This is a genomic window from Clostridium transplantifaecale, assembly GCF_900626075.1.
Lineage (GTDB): Bacteria > Bacillota > Clostridia > Lachnospirales > Lachnospiraceae > Otoolea > Otoolea transplantifaecalis.
This window is the reverse complement of sequence record NZ_UYZY01000001.1, coordinates 57,361-79,035: the sequence shown is the minus strand read 5'-3', so window position 1 is coordinate 79,035 and position 21,675 is coordinate 57,361. Positions and strand designations below refer to the sequence as shown.

General features: G+C 51.4%; 17 protein-coding genes. 3 read left to right on the top strand and 14 right to left on the bottom strand.

What is annotated here, in order from left to right; all coding sequences use genetic code 11:
* Nucleotides 1-239: 239 nt before the first annotated feature.
* The 3 genes from EJL91_RS00335 to ltrA form a co-directional block, all read right to left on the bottom strand.
* A complete protein-coding gene (locus tag EJL91_RS00335; RefSeq protein ID WP_125139987.1) occupies nucleotides 240-968 on the bottom strand; it encodes a YebC/PmpR family DNA-binding transcriptional regulator in 729 nt (242 codons plus the stop codon).
* 98 nt (nucleotides 969-1,066) lie between these two features.
* A complete protein-coding gene (locus EJL91_RS00330; protein WP_125139986.1) occupies nucleotides 1,067-1,315 on the bottom strand; it encodes a hypothetical protein in 249 nt (82 codons plus the stop codon).
* Between the two features lie 629 nt (nucleotides 1,316-1,944).
* Nucleotides 1,945-3,240, bottom strand: a complete 1,296-nt coding sequence (ltrA, locus tag EJL91_RS00325) for a group II intron reverse transcriptase/maturase (RefSeq protein WP_125139985.1) — start codon at nucleotides 3,238-3,240, stop codon at nucleotides 1,945-1,947.
* 751 nt (nucleotides 3,241-3,991) lie between these two features.
* Between ltrA and EJL91_RS00320 the strand changes: the two genes are divergently transcribed.
* Together EJL91_RS00320 and asnB are read left to right on the top strand one after the other, a co-directional pair.
* Entirely contained in the window at nucleotides 3,992-5,401 is a 1,410-nt protein-coding gene (locus EJL91_RS00320; protein WP_125139984.1) for a citrate transporter, read from the top strand.
* 78 nt (nucleotides 5,402-5,479) lie between these two features.
* Nucleotides 5,480-7,339 (top strand): asparagine synthase (glutamine-hydrolyzing), encoded by a 1,860-nt coding sequence (gene asnB, locus EJL91_RS00315; RefSeq protein WP_125139983.1) that lies wholly within the window; start codon nucleotides 5,480-5,482, stop codon nucleotides 7,337-7,339.
* Here asnB and EJL91_RS00310 read toward each other — a convergent pair.
* From EJL91_RS00310 to EJL91_RS00275, 8 genes are all read right to left on the bottom strand, one after another.
* Entirely contained in the window at nucleotides 7,326-7,967 is a 642-nt protein-coding gene (locus tag EJL91_RS00310) for a sugar O-acetyltransferase (RefSeq protein ID WP_125139982.1), read from the bottom strand. The genes asnB and EJL91_RS00310 overlap by 14 nt on opposite strands.
* 96 nt (nucleotides 7,968-8,063) lie before the next feature.
* Complete coding sequence (locus EJL91_RS00305; RefSeq protein WP_206429437.1) at nucleotides 8,064-9,449, bottom strand: MATE family efflux transporter; 1,386 nt, start codon at nucleotides 9,447-9,449, stop codon at nucleotides 8,064-8,066.
* Nucleotides 9,450-9,561: 112 nt separating this feature from the next.
* A complete protein-coding gene (locus EJL91_RS00300) occupies nucleotides 9,562-10,917 on the bottom strand; it encodes a hemolysin family protein (protein WP_125139981.1) in 1,356 nt (451 codons plus the stop codon).
* Between the two features lie 460 nt (nucleotides 10,918-11,377).
* Entirely contained in the window at nucleotides 11,378-11,725 is a 348-nt protein-coding gene (locus EJL91_RS00295) for a type II toxin-antitoxin system PemK/MazF family toxin (protein ID WP_003504415.1), read from the bottom strand.
* A 180-nt stretch (nucleotides 11,726-11,905) separates the two neighbouring features.
* Complete coding sequence (gene alr / locus EJL91_RS00290; RefSeq protein WP_125139980.1) at nucleotides 11,906-13,087, bottom strand: alanine racemase; 1,182 nt, start codon at nucleotides 13,085-13,087, stop codon at nucleotides 11,906-11,908.
* On the bottom strand, nucleotides 13,050-14,615 hold the full coding sequence (locus tag EJL91_RS00285) for an NAD(P)H-hydrate dehydratase (protein WP_125139979.1): 1,566 nt from the start codon (nucleotides 14,613-14,615) through the stop codon (nucleotides 13,050-13,052). The genes alr and EJL91_RS00285 overlap by 38 nt, the downstream gene beginning before the upstream one ends.
* 2 nt (nucleotides 14,616-14,617) lie before the next feature.
* Nucleotides 14,618-14,980, bottom strand: coding sequence for a holo-ACP synthase (acpS, locus tag EJL91_RS00280; protein WP_125139978.1), 363 nt, complete (start codon nucleotides 14,978-14,980; stop codon nucleotides 14,618-14,620).
* Nucleotides 14,977-15,669 carry a redox-sensing transcriptional repressor Rex gene (locus EJL91_RS00275; RefSeq protein ID WP_125139977.1) on the bottom strand — a complete coding sequence of 231 codons (693 nt, stop codon included), beginning with the start codon at nucleotides 15,667-15,669 and terminating at the stop codon, nucleotides 14,977-14,979. Before EJL91_RS00275 ends, acpS begins: the two co-directional genes overlap by 4 nt.
* Before the next feature lie 160 nt (nucleotides 15,670-15,829).
* On the opposite strand from EJL91_RS00275, the gene EJL91_RS00270 reads away from it, so the two are divergent.
* Nucleotides 15,830-17,779: an ABC-F family ATP-binding cassette domain-containing protein gene (locus EJL91_RS00270; RefSeq protein WP_125139976.1), complete on the top strand. Its 1,950-nt coding sequence runs from the start codon at nucleotides 15,830-15,832 to the stop codon at nucleotides 17,777-17,779.
* 140 nt (nucleotides 17,780-17,919) lie between these two features.
* On the opposite strand, the gene EJL91_RS00265 is transcribed toward EJL91_RS00270, so the two are convergent.
* The 3 genes from EJL91_RS00265 to EJL91_RS00255 all read right to left on the bottom strand — a co-directional run bounded on the left by EJL91_RS00265 (nucleotide 17,920) and on the right by EJL91_RS00255 (nucleotide 21,612).
* Nucleotides 17,920-18,444: a helix-turn-helix domain-containing protein gene (locus tag EJL91_RS00265; protein WP_243125192.1), complete on the bottom strand. Its 525-nt coding sequence runs from the start codon at nucleotides 18,442-18,444 to the stop codon at nucleotides 17,920-17,922.
* Between the two features lie 88 nt (nucleotides 18,445-18,532).
* Nucleotides 18,533-19,591: a TRAP transporter substrate-binding protein gene (locus EJL91_RS00260; RefSeq protein WP_125139975.1), complete on the bottom strand. Its 1,059-nt coding sequence runs from the start codon at nucleotides 19,589-19,591 to the stop codon at nucleotides 18,533-18,535.
* Entirely contained in the window at nucleotides 19,588-21,612 is a 2,025-nt protein-coding gene (locus EJL91_RS00255) for a helix-turn-helix transcriptional regulator (protein WP_243125191.1), read from the bottom strand. Before EJL91_RS00255 ends, EJL91_RS00260 begins: the two co-directional genes overlap by 4 nt.
* Between the last annotated feature and the right edge of the window lie 63 nt (nucleotides 21,613-21,675).

Sequence of the window (21,675 nt, the reverse complement as noted above, 5' to 3'; positions counted from 1 at the left end):
ATTATTTCAACAGGAAGGTGTCCGGCCCGGAGGACTTTTTATATCATAGCAGCACTTTCTTCTTGATATAAAAAAGACTCCCCTCCTCCCACCATCACAGTGTTCAGAAAAGAGTCTTTCCACATCCGTAACAGAGCATCTTAAAATCCTCCTTATACCATTACCAGCAGGATTTTTGCTCACTTTACGTCATATAATCTTTGGACTGCTTTAATTTTAGTCATTCTTTGGGATATTCTTTATTCATCCCAGTTGTGGTATGTTGCCTGGACGTCGTCGTCTTCATCCAGAAGATCCAGAATCCGGTTCATCTTCTTGATGGCGTCGTCATCTGTCAGCTCCACCCATGTCTGAGGGATCATAGTCACATCGGCCTCCAGCATCGGGATTCCCTCTTTCTCAAGAGCCTCGCGGACTTTGGAAAAATCCTCCGGAGCTGTGATAATCTCAAAGCTGTCTTCCTCCTCTGCGAAATCTTCTGCCCCTGCATCGAGGGAAAGCATCATCAGTTCATCCGCATCCATCTCGCACTCTTCTTTATCGATTACGATCTGGCCCTTTTTATCGAACATAAAGGAAACGCTGCCCGGTGTTCCAACGTTGCCGCCGCCCTTTGTAAAAGCGCTTCTCACATTAGCCGCAGTGCGGTTTTTGTTGTCGGTCAGTGTGTCTACGATGATAGCGACGCCGTTGGGGCCGTATCCTTCGTATGTAAGGTTTTCATAGCTGACGGAGTTGGCATCTCCGGCTGCTTTTTTAATGCCTCTGTCAATCGTATCGTTCGGCATGTTGTTCGCTTTTGCTTTGGCAATTACGTCGCGAAGACGGCTGTTATTAGCCGGATCAGCTCCGCCCTCTTTTACCGCTACGGCAATTTCACGTCCGATTACAGTGAAAACTTTTCCTTTGGCTGCGTCGTTTCTTTCCTTCTTGTGCTTGATATTGGCGAACTTTGAATGTCCTGACATAAATAACACTCCTCTTTCTATTTTAAAATAATTTCCAGGGACGCCTCTTCCGTGTCCCTGAATTAAATGTTACATGGTATTTGTGCTCACAATCTTTACTATTCTATCACTAATGAATTCGGATAGCAAGTATTTTTCCACTCTCTTTGCCTGACTTTTCCTGGCTTAGTAACAGTTCGGGCACAAATAGGGGTGGAGTTGAGAAATGAGGACGCCGCCGTCAGGCCAGGGGCCGGGGTGGTGAGGGGGATCGATGAGTCTTTCGTCCCGGGCGTCAGGGTGTCGTGGGCGGGGAATACGGGCAGAAAAAGTTCCTGCGGGAAACGCTCGCGCTCGTTGGAGTACATAATGGTACTAACCTCGAAAAGACCTCGGTAAGTACCAATGAACTCCCAGGTTCCCTCCGGAATCTTTTTCTCCCTTCTTCCCCGCAGGAAGGTTATGTCCGGGACGAAAGACCCAGCCAAGACAGCAGCCCGGCCCCTAGCCTGCGGCGGCTGATTTGTCCTTTTTCTTCAATGGGGGAGGCGCTTGTCGCTGCCGCTACGTTTCTCTGGATGCCTGAAAACTACACCTTGTTCAATATGAGACTATGTAAACTTAGAATCTTAGACTGTTTATTGTTTATTCTGATACTCTTTTTATGCAGCCCAGAATGCCGTCAGAATGTAAAATAGTTACGACTATATCGTGGAAGCGACAATACCACCTCCCCACTTGACAAAAGAGACAATCAGCCCCTGAAGCCGGCGGACGGGGCAACACACTTCCCTGAGTCTTCAGTCCCGTCGACCACCTGCCCGGGGAAGGAAGGAGAAAACTTTCCGAAGGGAGACCTTGGAATCCGCCGGTGCTTGCTGAGGTCTTACACGAAGCGTCGAGTAGATGTGCCCCTTACAGGGCACACCCCTCACAGAAATCCGGACGTGCGGCTTTCCCGCATCCGGCTCTTTATAAGGCGCATCGTTCACTTCTATCATGCGTATACGTTGACATAGATTTTTGGCCGTTTGAGGGGATACTGTTTTAACAACTCCCTGTATCCCTCCCACGTATAGCTGTTTCTCTGGCTTCTTCGGTTCAGCCAGTAGTACAGCCGTCTTTTTACACGCTCGTAGAAACACCAGATACTTCGGCTATTATCTGTGATTCCGTAGTAATGGTAGTAGCCAATTAAAATTTCGTTCAGCTTTTTGATGAGCTCCTTGGGGTCTTCATGTCTCTTCCGCTTAATATGCGCGTTCATTTCCCGGCTCTTCTTCGCCAACTTCTTTTTACTGGTTTTCCTCTTCACTCTGAACTTCCCGTTCCGGTTCTCGCTACAGTAGTGTGTAAAGCCTAGAAAGTCGAATGTCCCCGCCTTTTTCCCTTCTTTTTGGCTGCGTTCCTTCGCATACCTACCGAATTCAATTAGACGGCTTTTATCCTCTTCCAGGCTCAGCCCAAAGTGCCCCAGCCTACGTTTCAACCGTTCATAGAATTCTTCCGCCTCCTCTTTATCTTGGAAGCACACTACAAAATCATCGGCGTACACCACCAGGCCGCAGTAGCCTTTCATCCCCGGCTTCACTTTCTCCACAAACCACCATACCAGCACATAATGCATATACAGGTTTGCCAGCACCGGGGAGCATACGGAGCCCTGGCCGCTTCCTTCCACGGTCTCATGGTACTGGTAATCCTCCAGGATTCCACTCTTCAGGATTCTCCTTACCAGGCGCGTGATATTTGGGTCTTTGATTTTGGATTCTATAAACCGTACAATCCAGTCATGGTCAAGATGTTGAAAGAAGGATTTTATATCTGCATCCAGTACATAATTCGTTTTCTCCCGTTCCAGCATCCCGTTCAGTTTCTTTATTGCCTGATGGCAGCTTCTTCCCGGACGGAATCCCATCATCTCTTCATAGAAATGGGGTTCAAACACGGCTTCCAGCAGTTCCTTTAACGCTTCCTGTACCAACTTATCCTCATAGCAGTAGATACTCAGCGGCCTCGTTTTCCCATTCTCCTTCGGTATCTCCACTTTTCTGGCTGCCTTTGGCTTATACGATTTCTTTTTCAGCCGCAGTACCAGATCTTCCAGATTCCCTTCCAGATTCTTTTCGTATTCCGCTTTGCTCACTCCATCGATTCCCACTGCTTTCTTTCCATCCATCTTTTCATGGCAGCTCTTCAACAGCTCTTTGTTGATGAGATGCCCGATGGACGTAAATACCATGTCCGGATTTTCGCTTGACATCTGTGATATTCTCGCCAATTTCGTTTCCATCTTTTTTTTCTCCTACCTCTGTGTGCAGTTGATGTTTCCTCTTTGATATTGCCTTATAAGGCAGGGCCAGGAGGATTCCCCGGCCCCTTCTCGACTTCCCTTTAGCGGTGCGGTTCCCCGCCTTTTCGGTACTATTCGGCCTTCCGACTGCCTGCCACCCGTTTGCCTCCCTTTCCGGTCGGCATACCCCTTCCCCACACAAGGAGGGGAGACGGCAGGCTCTCCCCAGTTGACATGATATCATTGTATAACATGATTGGCTCTCGGACACCGCAGCAGTGTGGAAAATCTCACCCTATCGATAAGCCCACATATTGCCTTCCACTACACTAAAAGCGTCGGCCTGCTGGATTTTCACAGCGTTTCGGTGCTCTATCACTCAACCCTATTACCTGGCTGTCTACGCTTAACTGGCCGCATTACTGTTGTCAGCCCAAGACTCGCTACCGGTGGTGTGGTTAGCACCTTGCCGGACAGGGTTTCCACCTGTTAAATATCACACCCTTTTCTGGGCGCACTAGCATCCGCTGCGCATTCCACAAGCGGGAGCGAGTCCCCGCAGGAATTTTTTCTCCTGGATTCCCCCTCACGACAACTTACAAACCGGGACTGAAGACTCATACACACCCACCCACTCCCCCGTCCGCCATCTTACAGAGGCGTCCTCGCATCTCAACTAATCCCCCTTTAACGTTCTCCCACCTTCTTACATATTATGGTAGTATATCCTTTTTCTCAGGAGACATAAATTATGCCTGATTCTATTGTAATCCTTACTCCGCTCCACATTCTCTATCTGGTCGGAGTATTTTCTGTTCTGGCCGTGATGGTGATGAGGCGCGATACGCCGCTCATCTGCGTGCTGTTTCTCTTTCTGCTGGGCGCCCTGGGGCTGCATTCCTTTATCGGCGGTATTCAGACCGTGTTTAACGCAATTTTATACGCCGCCAAGGAGTTCATGGAGGTAATCGGCACCATTGCCCTAGTCACCGCACTTTCAAAGTGCATGGGGGAATTGGGAAGCGACCGGCTATTAATGGAACCTATGTCCAAGGTGATGAAAACACCGTCCCGCACCTGGTGGCTCTTAGGTATCACGATGTTTGTATTTTCCCTGTTTCTGTGGCCTTCTCCTTCCGTTGCGCTAGTCGGAGCTATCATGATTCCGTTTGCGGTGCGCGCCGGCCTCTCACCACTCGCCGCCGCAATGGCCATGAACCTGTTCGGCCATGGATTTGCCTTAAGCTATGACGTTGTAATCCAGGGCGCTCCCGCCGTATCGGGCGCGGCGGCCGGTATCTCCGCCGCCGACATTCTCTCCGAAGCCTGGCCTGTTTTCTGGGTCATGGGCGGCGTCACCGTCCTGTCCGCTTTTTTACTGAACCGCAAATCCATGGGCATCACCGTCTGCTCTTCCGACAGGCGCTATAATGTTCCGTATTTCAAGCAGGAGGCAAACGAGGAGGAAACACCTGTAATTCCGAATCCAAAGGCAGCTAAAATCCTGGCTGCAGCCGTCGTTTTAGCCTTTCTGGCCGACATTGTCTGCATGCTCGTCTTTAACCTGAACGGCGGGGACGCTACCAGCGTCGTATCCGGCACGGCCGTACTGCTCATGTGCCTGGGAGCCGTAATCGGCTTTGGAAAACATTCACCGGAAAAAGTAACCCGGTATCTGACCGATGGATTTCTGTTCGCTATCCGAATCTTTGCCCCTGTCATCGTCATCGGCGCCTTCTTTTTCCTTGGCGGCGGCGGAATCACCACCATCCTGGGAGACGGATTCGGCAGCGGAATCCTGAATGACTGGGCGCTCTGGCTTGCCTCCCATACCCCCCTTAATCCCTATATCGCCGCATTCTTCCAGCTTCTGATCGGCGGCCTGACGGGCCTTGACGGTTCCGGTTTCTCCGGACTTCCGCTGACAGGCGCCCTGGCCCACACCTTCGGGACCGCAACCTCTGCCTCCGTACCGGTTCTGGCTGCCCTGGGACAGATAGGAGCCATCTTTGTAGGAGGGGGCACTATTGTTCCCTGGGGGCTGATTCCGGTTGCCGCCATCTGTAATGTAAACCCCATCGAGCTGGCACGAAAGAACCTCATTCCGGTTCTAATCGGTTTTACGGCCGCCTTTGCAGCCGCCTGCCTGATGTTGGTATAAATTTTGTCACTGTTCACTCCGTTCCCAGTAATCACGCTACGCGATGCACAGAAACGGCAGATTTAAGGAGGAATCTTTATGTGCGGAATTGCCGGGTTTTTCAACCCAAACAAAGATTTTACACAGGAAAAAGAGAACAACATGAATATTCTGGACGCGATGAACCGGGCCCAGAAGCGCAGGGGACCGGACGATGAGGGCTGTTTCCTGAATGAACATTTCGGCCTGGCCCAGGTACGCCTGTCTATCGTCGATCTGGTCACCGGGCATCAGCCGATGATAGGGAAGGACGGTTCCAAAGGCTTTGGCATCGTCTATAACGGAGAACTCTACAACACGGAAGAACTGAGGGAGGAACTGCGCCTGGAAGGCCATTCCTTCGACACCTCCGGTGACACGGAGGTACTGTTAAAAGCCTATCAGGCCTGGGGAAGTGATTTCATTACCAGGGTAAACGGAATTTTTGCACTGGCTATCATGGATACGTCCAAAAACCGGCTTCTGCTCTGCCGCGACCGTTCCGGGATCAAGCCTCTTTTTTACACGGTCCGTAAAGATAGCGATACAGTTATCTTCGGATCGGAACTAAAAGCCCTTCTCGCCTTTCCGGGAATCCGTCCGGAGGTAGACAAAAAGGGCTTAAATGAAATTTTCAGCATCGGTCCGGCCAGAACCAGCGGATGCGGTGTCTATAAAAATATCCATGAAGTGCTGCCCGGCCATTTCCTCAGCTGTACCCTCTCCGGCAACCGTCAGGAGGCCTACTGGAAGCTGGAAAGCCATGTCCATACCGACTCCTTCGAAGATACGGTGGAGAAAACCGGTTTTCTTCTCCGGGACGCCGTAAAGCGCCAGATGGTGTCGGATGTCCCCATCTGTACCTTTTTATCGGGCGGTGTCGATTCCTCCCTCGTCTCCGCCGTCTGTGCGGAGGAACTAAAAAAGCAGAACAGACGTCTTCACACCTATTCCTTTGACTTTACCGGAAACGCAGAAAACTTTAAGGCCAGCTCATTCCAGCCTTCCCAGGATCGCCCTTATGTCGATAAAATGGTGGATTTTCTCGGTTCCGAGCATACGTACCTGGAATGCTCCACAAAGGATCAGGCAGACCTTTTATTTGATTCAGTTAAGGCCCACGATCTTCCCGCTATGGCCGACGTGGACTCTTCCCTGCTCTATTTCTGCTCCCTCGTTGCAAAACAGCACAAGGTAACGCTGACCGGGGAATGCGCAGACGAGATCTTCGGCGGTTATCCCTGGTTCCATAAAAAAGAATGTTTCCTGGCCGATACCTTCCCCTGGACGATGGATCTGGAGGCTAGAAAAGTGCTCCTGTCCGACGACTTTCTGGATTACCTTAGAATGGACGACTATGTCAAACAAACCTATGACGCTTCCATTGCAGAGGTGCCGAAGCTGGACGGTGAAAATGCAGAAGAGGCGAGGCGCCGGGAAATCTCCTATCTGAACCTGCGCTGGTTCATGCAGACTCTTTTAAACAGAATGGACCGCACCAGTATGTACAGCGGCCTGGAAGCCCGCGTTCCCTTTGCCGATCACCGCATTATCGAGTATCTCTTCAACGTGCCGTGGGAGATGAAGGCCCGCGGAGGCGTTGCAAAAGCGCTGCTGCGTGAAGCCGGGCGCGGCCTTCTGCCGGATGAAATCCTGTTCCGCCGCAAATCTCCCTACCCTAAAACTTACGACCGGAACTACGAGGCCCTGCTGGCGGGACGGGTCCGTGATATTCTCGGCGATTCTTCTTCACCGGTACTCCCTTTCCTGGATAAAAAGAAGGTGGAGCGTTTCCTTGAAAGTCCGTCCGACTATGGAAAACCCTGGTACGGCCAGCTGATGGCCGCCCCGCAGCTCATGGCCTATCTGATCCAGGTAGATTTCTGGATGCGGGAATACGGAGTCATCATTTCCTGTTGAAGCTGAAATGTTCCAGGTCTTCCTCAAGTATCAAATCTCTCCTGCTGTCCTCTGCGCCAATAGGGCGCACCGGGCGGCAGGGATTGCCAAAAGCGAGATAATTGTCAGGAATGTCTTTCGTCACAACGCTTCCGGCTCCTATCACCGCCCCGTTCCCGATCCTCACGCCTCCAAGAACCACCACGTTGCAGGCCAGCCAGACATTATCCCCGATGTGGATTTCCTCTGCAAATTCCGCCATCGTCGTGTTGCCGTCCTTATCAAGCCCCACTCTCTCCTCTGCAATCAGCGGATGGTTGGTCGCCATCAGCGATACATTAGGGCCAAAGCAGACATTATCTCCGATATAGACTCTTGCGTCATCCATCACCATAAGGTTAAAATTGGCAAAGAAATTCTCTCCGATAAAGGTATGGGTTCCATAGTTAAACTGGACAGGCCCCTGAAAATAATAGGTCTTTCCAATTTCTCCGATAAATTCCCTGATGATTGGCAGGCGTTTCTCATCATACTCATCCATGGCATTATAGCGGCGGCATGCCTCGTGCGCCCTGTGTTTGATATCTTTCAGTTCTTTCTTTCTGGGGTCAAACATCTTTCCCTGATAGATTTTCTCTTCCTCGTTCACTTCTCTTCCCCTCCACTATTACTGATTTTACTCCGTACGGGATTACCGCTTTGCGTTGCTCCTGCATTTCCACCGCTATTGCAGTGACTCCCTACACTACCCCTGTATCTCCGCCGTCAGGTTCTTAAGCCATTTTCTCTGTCTGTACCGAAGATAACTGAGAACCGTCTTATAAACCTCCTCCAGCGTCACCATAGCATAGACAATATAGATAGGCTGTTTTAAAACCAATCCCCCCACAAAAGCCATCGGAATTCCGATCAGCCATACGCCGCTGCAGTCGAGAAAGAGGCAGACAGCGGTATCCCCGCCGCTTCGCAGCACTCCCACGATATTGACATAGTTAAACATCTTAAACGGCATAAACAGTGAAAAGACGATCAGGCACCGGCTCACATCGCGGGCCACCTCACCGGACAGCCTGTAGAGATCAATAATCTGCCAGCGGACACCCGCACAGAAGAACGCCATAATCACGGTGATGATAAACTGAAGAATCAGGAAGTTCTTCGCATACCGCTCGGCCCTCTTCATCTGGCCGGCTCCCAGCTCGTTTCCGAGAATTACGGCTGTTGCTGCGCTCAGTCCCTGGAACAGGACCGACATGATGTCCTGTATCGTCGTAGCTACCGTAATCGCCGCCACCGCATTATCCCCCATACGCCCGTATGCCAGTGAATACATCGTAACTCCCAGTCCCCAGATAAACTCATTGGCAATAACCGGTGACGCCGTGGCAAAGAATTTTTTCACAAAAGCGGCCGAGTAGCCGAACAGTTCCTTCGGGCGGCAGGCCAGGGGCGATTTGTTTAAATACACCACTAAAAGCAGGGCCGTCATCTCCACGATACGTGCAATCAGTGTGGCTAAAGCCGCACCGACCACGCCCATGGCAGGCGCGCCGAATTTACCGAAAATAAAAGTATAGTTAAAAAATATGTTAATCAGGATCGTGCAGCTGCTGATGACTACCGGGGCTTTTACCTTGCCCACCGCCCTCTGCATGGCAACGTATGTATTGCTGACCGCGATAAATGGATAAGAAAGCGCCACCAGGGACAGGTAAGAAGCTCCGATGCGTATTGCATCCTCCCCCGTTGTAAATATTCTCATTACCTTCTGCGGAGCCGCCACCGCCGGGATGAAAAACGCAAGCGCCGCACAGGTGGCCAGAACCAGCGCCAGTCCCAGAACCTTTCTGATATTCTTGATATCGTGTGTACCCCAGAACTGCGCCGCCAGAATCCCCGAACCGCTTACAATTCCGAACACCAGAAGCGTCATCACGAAAAACACCTTGTTGGCCAGTCCCACCGCAGCGATGGATGTAGCCCCCAGGGAACCGATCATCATGGTATCCACCATATTTACAATTGTATTCAGCATACCCTGCATAGCTACCGGCAGCGCTATTTTTACAGCCTTGGACAGGAATATCCTGTCCGTCATCATAATCTTTGTATCTTCCAATATCTTTTTCATCTTCCCTGCCTTTTTCTCTTCTGCATTCCTCTTCTGTCTTGTCTTTTCGCACCTTCCAAAAAGCCAAAAAGAACGCCCGGGCAACGCTCAGGCGTTCAAACTTTTACTGTTCTTATTCTTTCTCTTCCGTTTTCTTCACGGAAACCGGCGTCGCAGTCACTGCGTGGACCATCTTGTTCTCAACCGACAGAACCTTGAAAAGATAATTCCGGTACTCCACCTCAGGCTGCTCCCCCTCTCCGGGGATGCGGTCCAGCTTGGAGATCAGAAATCCGTTTAACGTATCGTAATTTTCGTAATCCTCATCGTCGAATTCAATATTCAGCGCTACTCCCACCTCATCGAGGGGAGCCAGCCCGTCAAAAATAAAGCTTCCGTCGTCACGTTTGGAAATGTACTCCTCATCCTCGTCATATTCATCCAGGATGTTTCCCACAATCTCCTCCAGGATATCCTCCATCGTCACGATTCCCGCAGTCTGGCCATACTCGTCCACCACAATCTCCATATGTATTTTCTGGGACTGCATCTCTTTAAACAGCGTGTCCACATGGCGTGTTTCCGGAATGAAATGGGGTTCCCGTAAAAGTCCGTCCAGTTCTCTTAGACTTTTCTTTCTGTTTTCCTCTTTCTCGGCAAACCCCAGGGCATCCCTCATATGGAGAATTCCTACAATATCGTCGATATCCTTTTCGAATACAGGGAAACGCGAGTTATTCGCCTCCGTCAGTATATAGGTTACCGCCTCATCTAAGGACAGGGAGGCGTCCAGCGCCGTTATATTGGTTCTGTGGGTCATAATGTCCCCGGCCTCTTTGTCGTTCAGCTCGAAAATGTTCGTGATCATCTCGGCTTCCCCGGCCTCCAGGACTCCCTGCTCATGGCCCTCATTGACCATCAGCATAATATCTTCTTCCGTCACATTGTCGTCGTCGGAATTTAAATCAATCCCCATCGGCTTCAGCACCAGGGCCGAGAGCGCCGACACAAGAAATGTAAAGGGACGCAGCAGGAACACAATCACCTGCACCATGGAGAAAACTCCATACCCCCACTTCTCCGGCTTTCTGGCCGCACACTTCTTCGGAATCACAATCCCAAAGCTGATAAGCACAGACAGCACAACAATTCCGGCAGCCACAACGCAGGCTGTGTAAACCAGCATCTCATGGCCATCCTGCGAATGCTTTATCAGCATCGTAAACAGCTGCCCCAACTGCCTCATCACATAGGCTCCTGCCAGAATTCCGATTATATTGGTCATCACCTGGACCGTATAAATAAATTCGCCAGGTTTATTGATCAGCCTCAAAAGCTTCCCTGCCCGTTCGTTTCCTTCTTCCGCCTCCTTCTCGAGACTGTTCACATTCATGTTCTGAATGGCTGAACCAAAGCCGTATAAAACAGCGTCAATCAGAATAAAACCAACAAGTATCAGTATACTTAAGGGCCAATACCCATCGTCCATATTTTTTAATTACTCCTTTTATTAATAGCGGTGAAAAGCTGCGGCCGTATTCGTTCCGCTCCGGTTACTTTTCATCGTTTCATTCGTACGGTTATAATCTTTCCGCCAGATGCCCGTTCTTAAACCTTTACTGTTCACTCCGTGCCCAGCAATCCGCTTCGCGATGTACAGAAACGGCAAAAAACTCCGTTTCGCGCCGCTTAACTCGGGATTTTCACGAAAAACACGTGAAAACACCTCGCGGGATACATCCGTGTGAACAGTAACCTTAAACATTCTGCTGCGCCAAAAAACTTTGCAGAATATTAATCCTGACATCTGTCACTATATCATCTTTCCATGAGGTTCGTCAATCATAACTATCCACTCCGTGTGCGGTAATACGCCCTGTAATACACAAAAAACGCTAAAAACGCTTCGCAAAACAGAGCCGATATGAACGGCAACCGTCAATGATAACCTATGTATCCAGCTCAAGGCTTATCATCAGCGCACGATCCACGTCCTTTAACAGCTCGTCATCAATATGGCAGATTCTCTCTTTCAGCCGCTGTTTGTCTATGGTCCGAAGCTGCTCCAGGAGGATTACGGAATCCCGTATCATATCACACCTCTTCGTGTTTAACTCCACATGGGTTGGCAGCTTTGCCTTGTTCATCTTGGATGTTATTGCCGCACAGATTACGGTTGGGCTGTGCTTATTCCCTATATCATTCTGTATAATCAGCACCGGCCTGACGCCTCCCTGTTCCGAGCCGACAACCGGTCTTAAGTCTGCATAATAAATATCTCCACGCCTGATAATCACTTGTTTCACTCTCCGTCAAAATTCTTTATGTCCTTAGTATTGACCTGTTTTGACCCGAGTATTCCGCCGACCGCAATTCTTTTTTCATCCCGTTATTCCCTACTGATTTATCATATGGGAAAAACAGGCCTGCAGTTCCCCGGAAAATGAAAATTGAGCATGTTTCTTTATCATGCCGTTCTACATAAAGTCGGCATATTTGTCATCGAACCAGTCCTTGCTGCCGACGATCTTCCCGTTCCTTGTATATACTCTGGGAACACGTTTTCCCAGGACACAGGGAATCTCGTATCGGAACCCTCCGCACATTCCGGCCAGTTCTTCCATGGAAATCCTCTCTTCTCCGTCGCAGCCGACCAGTGTGACGCGGTCATCCTCCGCCGCTCCCGGTATATCCGTCACGTCCACCATGAACTGATCCATACAGACACGCCCCAGTATCGGCGCCCGTCTGCCCCGGATCAGGACGCAGCCTTTTCCCGAAAGATTTCTGGGGTACCCGTCCCCATACCCGGCTCCGACTGTGGCAATCCTCATTTTTCTGTCGGCCGTAAAGGTTCCGCCGTAGCTTACGGGCGTTCCCGGCTCTATCTCCTTAACATAGGTAATAAAACTCCTGATCTCCATGGCGGGGCGCAGTTCCATCTCCTGATTCACCTCGTCGGAGGGATAAATTCCGTACATTGAGATTCCGGCCCGAACCGCGTCCAGGCCCATCTGAGGCAGATCCATGATGGCGGCGCTGTTGGCGCAGTGACGGACCGGTATTTCGATTCCCCTGCTTTTCAGCGCTTCGGCAAATTCCATATACCGTTCATACTGAAGCGCCGTAAAGTCTTTATCCGTCTCATCCGCTTTGGAGAAGTGGGTGAAAAGGCCTTCTACCGTGATACCGGGAAGCGCCTTTATTTTCTCCACCTCACCGAGACTCTCCCCGCCGGGCTGATAGCCGATCCGGCTCATCCCCGTATCCAGCGCAATATGGATAAACGCCGTCTTTCCCTCCGCGACAGCCTCCCTTGAGAGGGCCTCCGCCTTGGAATATTCATATATAGCCGGCCTGATGCCGTACTCCAGGATCGTTTTATAATCCCTTTCGTGTGTATTGCCCAATACCAGAATCGGCTTTGTAATGCCGTGTTTCCGGAGTATTACGGCCTCCGGGACCGCAGCCACCGCGTAGCCGCAGACAAAGGGATCGATGGCTTTTGCAACCGGTACCGCGCCGTGGCCGTAGCCGTCTGTTTTTACAACGCCAATCATCCCGGTTCCCTCCGGCAGTCCGGCTCCCATCGTTTCCATATTTTTTATAATATTGTCAAGGTTAATTTCCGCATAAATTCTGCTGTATGGTTCTTCCATTATTGTCCTCCTGCATGATTGAATCCGCGATTTCCCTGGCGAGAACCGAATGTTCCCCTCTTCCGGCCGCAGCGCTCTCTCCCGCCAGCCCGTGGAGCCACACGCCCATGGCCGCCGCCTCATCCTCCTGAAGGCCTAAGGCAATGAGCCCCGCAATCAGGCCGGTCAGCACATCGCCGGAACCGGCTTTTGCCATGGCTCCTCCGCCGCTGCTGTTGATATAGACGGAACCGTCCTTCCCCGCCACCACGGAAACGGCGTCCTTTAAAACACAGGTCACGCCCTTCTCCTCACAATAGCCGACGGCCGCGCCGGGAAGATCCTCCCTCAGTTCAGCGATATCCTTTTCCACCAGTCTGGCCATTTCCCCCAGGTGGGGAGTTACAATCACATTCTCCGTAAAGAATTCCGCCAGATGCGGGTACTCCGCCACGGTATTCAGTCCGTCCGCATCAAGTATGATAGGGACATAAGCCGATAAAAGCACGTATTCCGTCAGTTTCACCACGTGGCGTCCTCTTCCGAGGCCAGGTCCCAGGACAATCACGCTGGCCCAGGCGCATTCCCGCTCCACAAGCTCCCTGAACGCCTCAGGCTCCTCGGCCTCCATCTCCTCCGGATACGATGTGATAATAGCCTCGGGCAGGAGTGTCTGCAGCATCGGCACATTGCCGTCCACTGTCAGGATTTTCACCAGGCCGGCTCCCGTCCTGTATGCCGACAGCGCGCTTAAATAGGCGGCCCCGCACATCCCTTTGGAACCTGCCGCAATCAGCACTTTTCCGTACGTCCCCTTATGGGAATCTTTCTTCCGTCCGGGAATCCTTAACTGGTCTCCCGGTTCATAAGTAAAATAGCGTTTTCCTTCATAGGAGTCAAAATCCGGGAAGCCGATGTCTTTCACCGCCACACGGCCGCTGTAGCCTTTTCCCGGATAGATTGCCGTTCCCACCTTCTCATAGCCGAATGTCACCGTCAGATCCGCTTTTACCGCCGTTCCCATAACACGCCCCGTCTCAGAGCTGATACCGGACGGAATATCCACCGCCACGGTAAATTCCGGGTTCAAGCCGGCAAGAAACTCCACCGCCTCTTTAAATTCGCCTTCCACGTCTCTTGTAAGCCCCACTCCGAAGATGGCGTCCACCGCCACGTCAAAACGGCCGGGAAGATACCCGCCAAAGCTTTCCACGGCAATTCCCAGTTTCTCATCAATTGCTATCTGGCTTCTCATCTCTTCGGTCCATCGTTCCCTGTCCCCCACAGTGATAACGGAAACCTGGAAACCCCTCAGATGGAGAATCCTGGCAACGGCGGCTCCGTCGGCGCCATTGTTGCCCGTTCCGCAGAATATCAGGGTAACGGCCTTCTCAAAGGGCTTTTTCCCTGTTCTTTTATATTCCAGTTCCAGTTCATCCGCCACGCTCAGGGCGGCCCGCTCCATCAGCACCATGGACGGAATCCCCACGGTCTGAATCGCATAGGCGTCTATCTCTTTCATCTGTTTCCCGGTTACAAGGCGTCTCATATTCAGTCCCCCTCTCCCACTGCATAGGCAGATGCGTACCGGGCCGTATTGCTGATCGATACAAACAGCCTTTTTATCCCCAGTTCGTCCGCCTGCTCCTTTGCTTTCCCATACAAATTAACGTAGGGTTTCCCCAGCTCATCCCTCAGAACCTCAATCTCCCTCGGCCCGAAGCTTCGAAATCCCGTCCCAAACACTTTGGAAACCGCTTCTTTTACGGCAAAATTGCCGGCCAGCCGGGTTATATTCCCCCCGGCCTGCCGGCACTCTTCCTCTGTATATGCACGCAGTAAAAAAGCCTCTTTAACACAGGCTTTTTTAACTCGTTCTATTTCGATTAAATCTGTTCCAACACCTATAATCATTTCTTCTCTCTGGCGTCTCCTGCTCTTCCAAGGGCCTCTTCTCTCTCCCGTTCCTGTTGATCCTGCATGTTGCAGACGCGGTAAGAAAGACGCATCAGACTCTCGGATAAATGCACATTCTCCACTACCACATCGTCGGGAACCTGCAGATCCGTATGGGCAAAATTCCAGATAGCCTTGATTCCTGCTTTGACAAGACGCTCTGCGATCTCAGGCGCCTTAGACTTCGGAATCGTGAGGGCTGCAATCTGCACCTCGTTGTCCTTGATGAACTGTTCCAGGTCTTCAATCCCCCTGATCTCAACTCCGCGGACTACCAGACCTACCAGACGGGGATTCACATCAAACATTCCTTTGATGATAAAACCACGCCGCTCGAAATTCGTATAATTGGCGATAGCCTGACCCAGATTGCCGGCGCCTATGATAATCAGGTTATGCTGTCTGTCAATTCCCAGAATCCTCGCAATCTCAGTATATAAATACTTCACATTATATCCATACCCCTGCTGTCCAAAACCGCCGAAATTGTTAAGATCCTGCCGAATCTGAGAAGCCGTCACTTTCATTCTGATACTTAAATCATTTGAAGAAATCCGCTCGACACCCTCTTCCAGCAACTCTCCCAAATACCGATAGTATCTTGGCAGCCTGGAAATCACTGCTTTTGAAATCTCTTTCTGCTCCACGGCTCTTCATCACCTTCTCTCTGAAAAATAAATTACTAATAATTATTATAGCATATGACAAATTATTGTCAAAGGTTTTTTGCTGAGCCTTGAAAAACCGCTCTGTTTATACTATAATTAACCATTAGCGGTATAAACACCAATGAACCTGGAGGATACTATGATTCTGTCATGTAACAACATATCAAAAGCATTCGGCACCGACTCCATACTGGAGCATGTGTCATTCCATATAGAAGAACGCGAGAAGGCGGCGATTGTCGGAATCAACGGCGCCGGCAAAACAACGCTTTTTAAAATCATTGTCGGCCAGATGGCGGCCGATGAGGGGGAGGTCGTCTGTTCCCGCGGAAAGACCCTCGGATATCTGGCGCAGCACCAGGATATCAGCAGCGACAACACGATATATGACGAGCTTATGGAGGTCAAGAAGCCCATCCTCATGATGGAGCAGCAGATCCGTGAGCTGGAGATAAAAATGAAGCATACAGAGGGCGATGCGCTGGAGGAGCTTTTTCAGACCTACAGCAGGCTGAACCACGAGTTTGAGCTGATGAACGGCTATGCCTGGCAGAGTGAGATTACCGGTGTCTTGAAGGGCCTGGGATTTGTGGAAGAAGAATTCAGAAAACCGGTTAAGGAATTATCAGGAGGCCAGAAAACGCGCGTTTCCCTTGGCAAGCTCCTGCTCTCGAAACCTGATATTATCCTGCTCGACGAGCCGACCAACCACCTGGACATGGAATCCATCGCCTGGCTGGAGGGGTATCTTATCAACTACGCGGGAACCGTCGTAATTGTGGCCCATGACCGCTATTTCCTGGACCGCGTCGTGACAAAGATCATCGAGCTGGACAACGGCAAAGCCACCACCTTCCAGGGTAACTACTCCGCCTACGGCGAGAAGAAGGCCATGCTGCGCGCGGGAATCATGAAAGCATATTTAAACCAGCAGCAGGAAATCAAACATCAGGAAGAGGTAATCACAAAGCTGCGTTCTTTCAACCGCGAAAAGTCGATTAAGCGGGCGGAAAGCCGGGAAAAGCTGCTGGCTAAGATCGACGTGCTGGATAAACCGATAGAATTAAACGATGCGATGAACATCACGCTTGAGCCGAGCATTGTCAGCGGCAACGACGTCCTGACCGTGCGCGGGCTCACCAAGAAGTTCGACGGGCCGGTGCTTTTTTCGAACGTGGATTTTGACATCAAGCGCGGCGAACGCATTGCTATCATCGGCAACAACGGCACCGGCAAAACCACGATCCTGAAAATCATTAACGGACTGGTAAAACAGGATGCCGGGGAGATTACGCTGGGAGCAAAGGTCCAGGTGGGATATTACGATCAGGAACACCAGGTGCTCCACATGGATAAGACCCTGTTCCAGGAGATCCAGGACACTTACCCGAACATGAACAACACCCAGATCCGCAATATCCTGGCCGCGTTCCTTTTCACCGGTGACGACGTGTTTAAGCTGATCCGCGATCTGAGCGGCGGTGAGCGCGGACGCGTATCCCTGGCAAAACTGATGCTCTCCGAGGCCAATTTCCTGATCCTGGATGAGCCGACCAACCATCTTGACATAACCTCCAAGGAGATCCTGGAAAACGCCCTGGTAAATTATACGGGAACCGTGCTGTACGTCTCCCATGACCGTTATTTTATCAACAAAACGGCCACCAGAATCCTGGATCTGAAAAAAGGGACCCTGATTAATTATATCGGGAATTACGATTACTACCTGGAAAAGAAAGATACGATGGAGCAGCTTTATGCCCCGGCCGAGGATCTTTCGTCCGCCCCCAATCCAAACGCTGCCTCCGTCTCCGAGTCTTCCTCCGCTCCTTCGTCTTCTATGGACTGGAAACAGCAGAAGGAACTGCAGGCCAAACTGCGCAAAAAACAGAATGCCCTGAAAAAGACGGAGGATGAGATACATGCCCTGGAAACAAGGGAACAGGAGATCGACGGGCTGCTCTGCCTGGAAGAAGTATTCTCAGACGTGCCTAGGCTGATGGAGCTTAATAAAGAGAAAGAAGAAATCGCTTCCAAACTTGAAAAACTCTATGAAACCTGGGAGGAACTGGCGGAAGACGCCGAGTGACTTTTTTATAAGCAGAATGCACGGCTCAACGGATTCCCGTTGCCACTCAATTAAAGAGGAGAACATTTTAAAATCAGCGCGGTTAGCGATTTTTGAATGTTCTCCTCTCTTATTATTCTATTTGCTTCCTGCTCTTTTCCCTATTCTTTATTCTGTCCGTTCTGTTTTCCGCCGTTCTGCTTTCCGTCCTTCTGCAGCAGACAGATCCCCACACAGGCAAGCCCGATTCCCAGGAGCGTAAATCCCGAGTTCATATCAAGCGCTCTCATGGACGACAGGACAATGACTGCGATTCCCATAGCCAGGGCAGCCGCCTTAAAAACAAGCATAACAATTTCATGGATTTGCAGATTCTTACTTCTCTCCGGTTCCTGGGCGGGCGCCTCGGCCTGCATCAGTTCGTCAATTGATATTCCCAGAATCTCTGCAAGTTTTGGAAGGGATTTCACATCGGGGCAGGACAATTCCCTCTCCCATTTGGAAACCGCCTTGTCCGTCACCCCCATCTTTGCGGCCAGCTCAGCCTGCGTCATTTTCTTGTCCCTGCGAAGGGAGGCAATTGTCATTCCCATCGTCCGCTTTTCCATAACCATATACCTCCATTCTCCCGGTGAACCACACGGCAGCCAATGCGCTCCCGCATATCCCGCGGTTATCGGTTCCATGATACCACTTTCCCCGGAACACCTCAACCGACCGGCAGGTTAGTCTGCCCGACCGGTGGTTTACAAAGGAACGTTTACATGTTACCGTTTACTCCCCGCGCAGTGCCTTAAGCAGTCGGTCTATCTTCTCATCCCCGGCCCTGGCCCGCAAAGCGGCTTCCACCACGGGACCTCCCGTTTCTCTCATCCTGTGAAGCAGTTCGTCGGAAAGCTCCACCGTCTCGATGCCGGATTCGGACAGGACCTCACTGCAGGAATAAAGCTCCCTTTCGTCGGTCTCTCTGGCGTACTCCACCATCTCCTCCGCCGTCTCCTGCAAAATCTGTTGTTCTTCCCCGCTCAGCGAATCATAAAATTCCCCTCCCACCAGCATACAATCGAAGTAGATTTTATGATTGGTGTGGATCAGGTACTTTTGCAGTCGCTCAATGGAATTGGAGACAATCAGCGGCAGCGTATTCTCCTGGGAGTTCACAAGCCCCTGCTGAAGCGCGGAATAGACCTGATGGATATCATATAACTTCGTCTCTGCGCCCAGACTCTGCCAGTACGCCCCTTCCATCGCATTCGAGGAATATATCCTTATCTGGAGCTTTGAAAAATCCGTTTCTTCCGTTATTTTTTCGTTGCTTGTCAACACCCGGTAATGGGCGGGGAAAACGGCCAGGAGCTTTGTTCCCCGCTCCTCACATTCCTCCTCCAGCATCCGGCGGACCTCACCTTCCCTGAGAAGTCCGTCTATCTCTTCCAGGGAGGCGGCCGATAAGGTGGTCGCCCACAGCATCGCCTCCATTGTCTCCGTGGCGGCCGGTCCGATTCTCATCTCCACCGTCCCGTTCAGAAGAGGTTTATCGCTGTCGTTGACATGTCCCAAGGTATCATCCGGGAATGTTTCCACGAGAAATCCACCGTCCGAGCTCTCCTCCAGCCGCATTTTGAAACGCCCGGCAATTTTCTGGGTTGTACTGTATGCGGTGGCGGAATGCGTCAGGAGAATCACCTTTTCCTCCTGCCCGGCCTTCGTATCCGGTTCCCGCTCCTTCAGAAGAAGGCTGAAAAGCTCCGTCTCGGGCTGTGCGGCTCCGCATCCGGACAAAAGTAAGAAAACGGCCGCCCAGAAAACCGCCAAAACGCCTTTTATTCTCATGCGTCTCCCCCTTCCTTTATCCTGGCCCGGAATTGGCCCGGAGTTTCTCCCTCATACCGCTTAAACACGCGGATAAAACTCTGCGGTGAGTTAAATCCCACCCTGAGTCCAATATCTCCGACCGTCTCATCCGTCTTTCTGAGAAAGTCTTTTGCCCGCTCCAGACGGTACCGGTTCAGATAATCCAGGAACCCCGGCGGCTGGTGCTCCGCAAAGATTCTGGACAGATAAGGAGCCGTAAGTCCCAGCTTTTCACTGATGCTCTCCAGGGAGAGGGAGCTGTCGCCATATCCGTCCTTAATCAGCTCCTTTGCACGCTCCACGCGGATATGCACCTCCCGGTTTCCTTCCTGCTCCTTCTTCCCGCTATCTCCTTTTAATAAGCGGCCAAGCATCTGCACGCCCGGATTCTCCGGCCTGGCGCTCTCCATCCTCTGTTCCAAGTCTGCCAGTGCCTGCAGCCAGAGAACGTTTAAATCAAAGAAAGTTCCCGCCAGATCGCTTCCTCCCGCCGCCACTTCAAAACCACGTTCGGCAAGACGGCGGCGAAGGGACTTTTCAAACCGTTCCAGCTCCCGGTACCATGTTGTTTCCGTCATGGCCGTTTTCATGCAGAGTACGATTCCAAGCTTCTGTTCCTCCATATCCACGGACTGGACCAGAGCCGCTTTCCCCCAGTACTCTTCACTGCAGCGGATTACCTGGAGTCCGTACAGCTCTCCGTCCACCGCACTTTCACCGCCATGTTCCCTGCTCCTGTAGGTAAGAGCCAGAACACGGTAGCTGCCGTCAAGCGGAAATGGACTTTGGATTTGTTCCAGGGTCTGCCTCACCGCATTTTCATCCCAGCTTTTGCCGGTCATCAGCTGTTTAAAAAGATGCTCGCTGAGCGAGGCCCCAACCGACTGGAGGATATCCTTCAGTCTCTCGTTCTGCTCTCGGTCCTCCTTAACGATTCCCCGCAGCAACTCCTGTTCGGTAGCCGATACCCCGCCGTTTCCTATCCCGCCGCCCTGGTTCTTCTGTGAGATCAGCGATTCCAAAAGTGCGCGGAAAGGCCGGTAAATGCGCCATATCAGGTAAAAAGACGCAATTGTCAGGAGCACCAGTGCAAACAGTCCGTATGTAACCAAAGCTCTCACCAGACTGGGCGCCTCCACATCCAGATGAATCCCGTCCATATGCTGTATGAAATACCACCCCGTCCTGTCCGACTGGTAAACCAGAATGTATCCTTCCCCGGAACGGTAAATCTCCTTCCTATCCCCTGCCTGTTCCTGCTCCGAGACCATCAGCCGCTCCGCGCCGGGATAGGCCAGCATGCCCGAGAAAACCGGGATTCCCCTGCCGTCATAGACATAAATCATCCCGCTTCCCGTCGTCTGCTCCGCCGCCAGTCCCATCTTCCGGTAAATTTCGGGAAGATTCAGCCTGAGAATCACCCTTGCCAGTGTCTTCGCATCGGGATAATCCATTATCATCCATCCCTCACCGTCCAGGCAGAATAAACCGTTTCCAAAGCCTCCTGTTTTCATAGCCCCGGTAAAATTCCCGTTCCCTGCGGCGGCGCCCTCAACATCCAGAAGTTCCTGCCTGGAAAAGCTCTCGCTGTTAACCACGCTTTTATCCGAACTGAGCACCTTGTCCGAGTAAGGCAGGTACAGATATGCCTCTGTCACATCCTCGTCCCTGTCCACGAGATTTGACAGCTCCTGCACCACGTTCATCGCCTGCTGCTGAAGCAGGTTTTTGCCCGAAACCATCAGGCGGCTGCAGTCCTGCGCCTGCAGAAGGCTCTCCATCTTTGCAGTCAGCGAGGCAGCCGCCTTGTCCGCCTCCAGGCTCCGTTCTTTCATATTGGCAAAACAGACGTCTGACTGTTTCTCCAGATATTGCTCTTCATATAAATTTCCGAGAAAATAAGCAAAAAAAGTACCGATTACGATAGTTACCGTCATAAGCACCAGCAGTGTTTGTCCAAACATTCCGGAAAACCGGAATTTAAACCTGATCCGTTTCATCCATTTTACCCCCGCTCTATCGTACCATAAATCATTTCCCCGGACAAGGCGGCCGCGTCACTC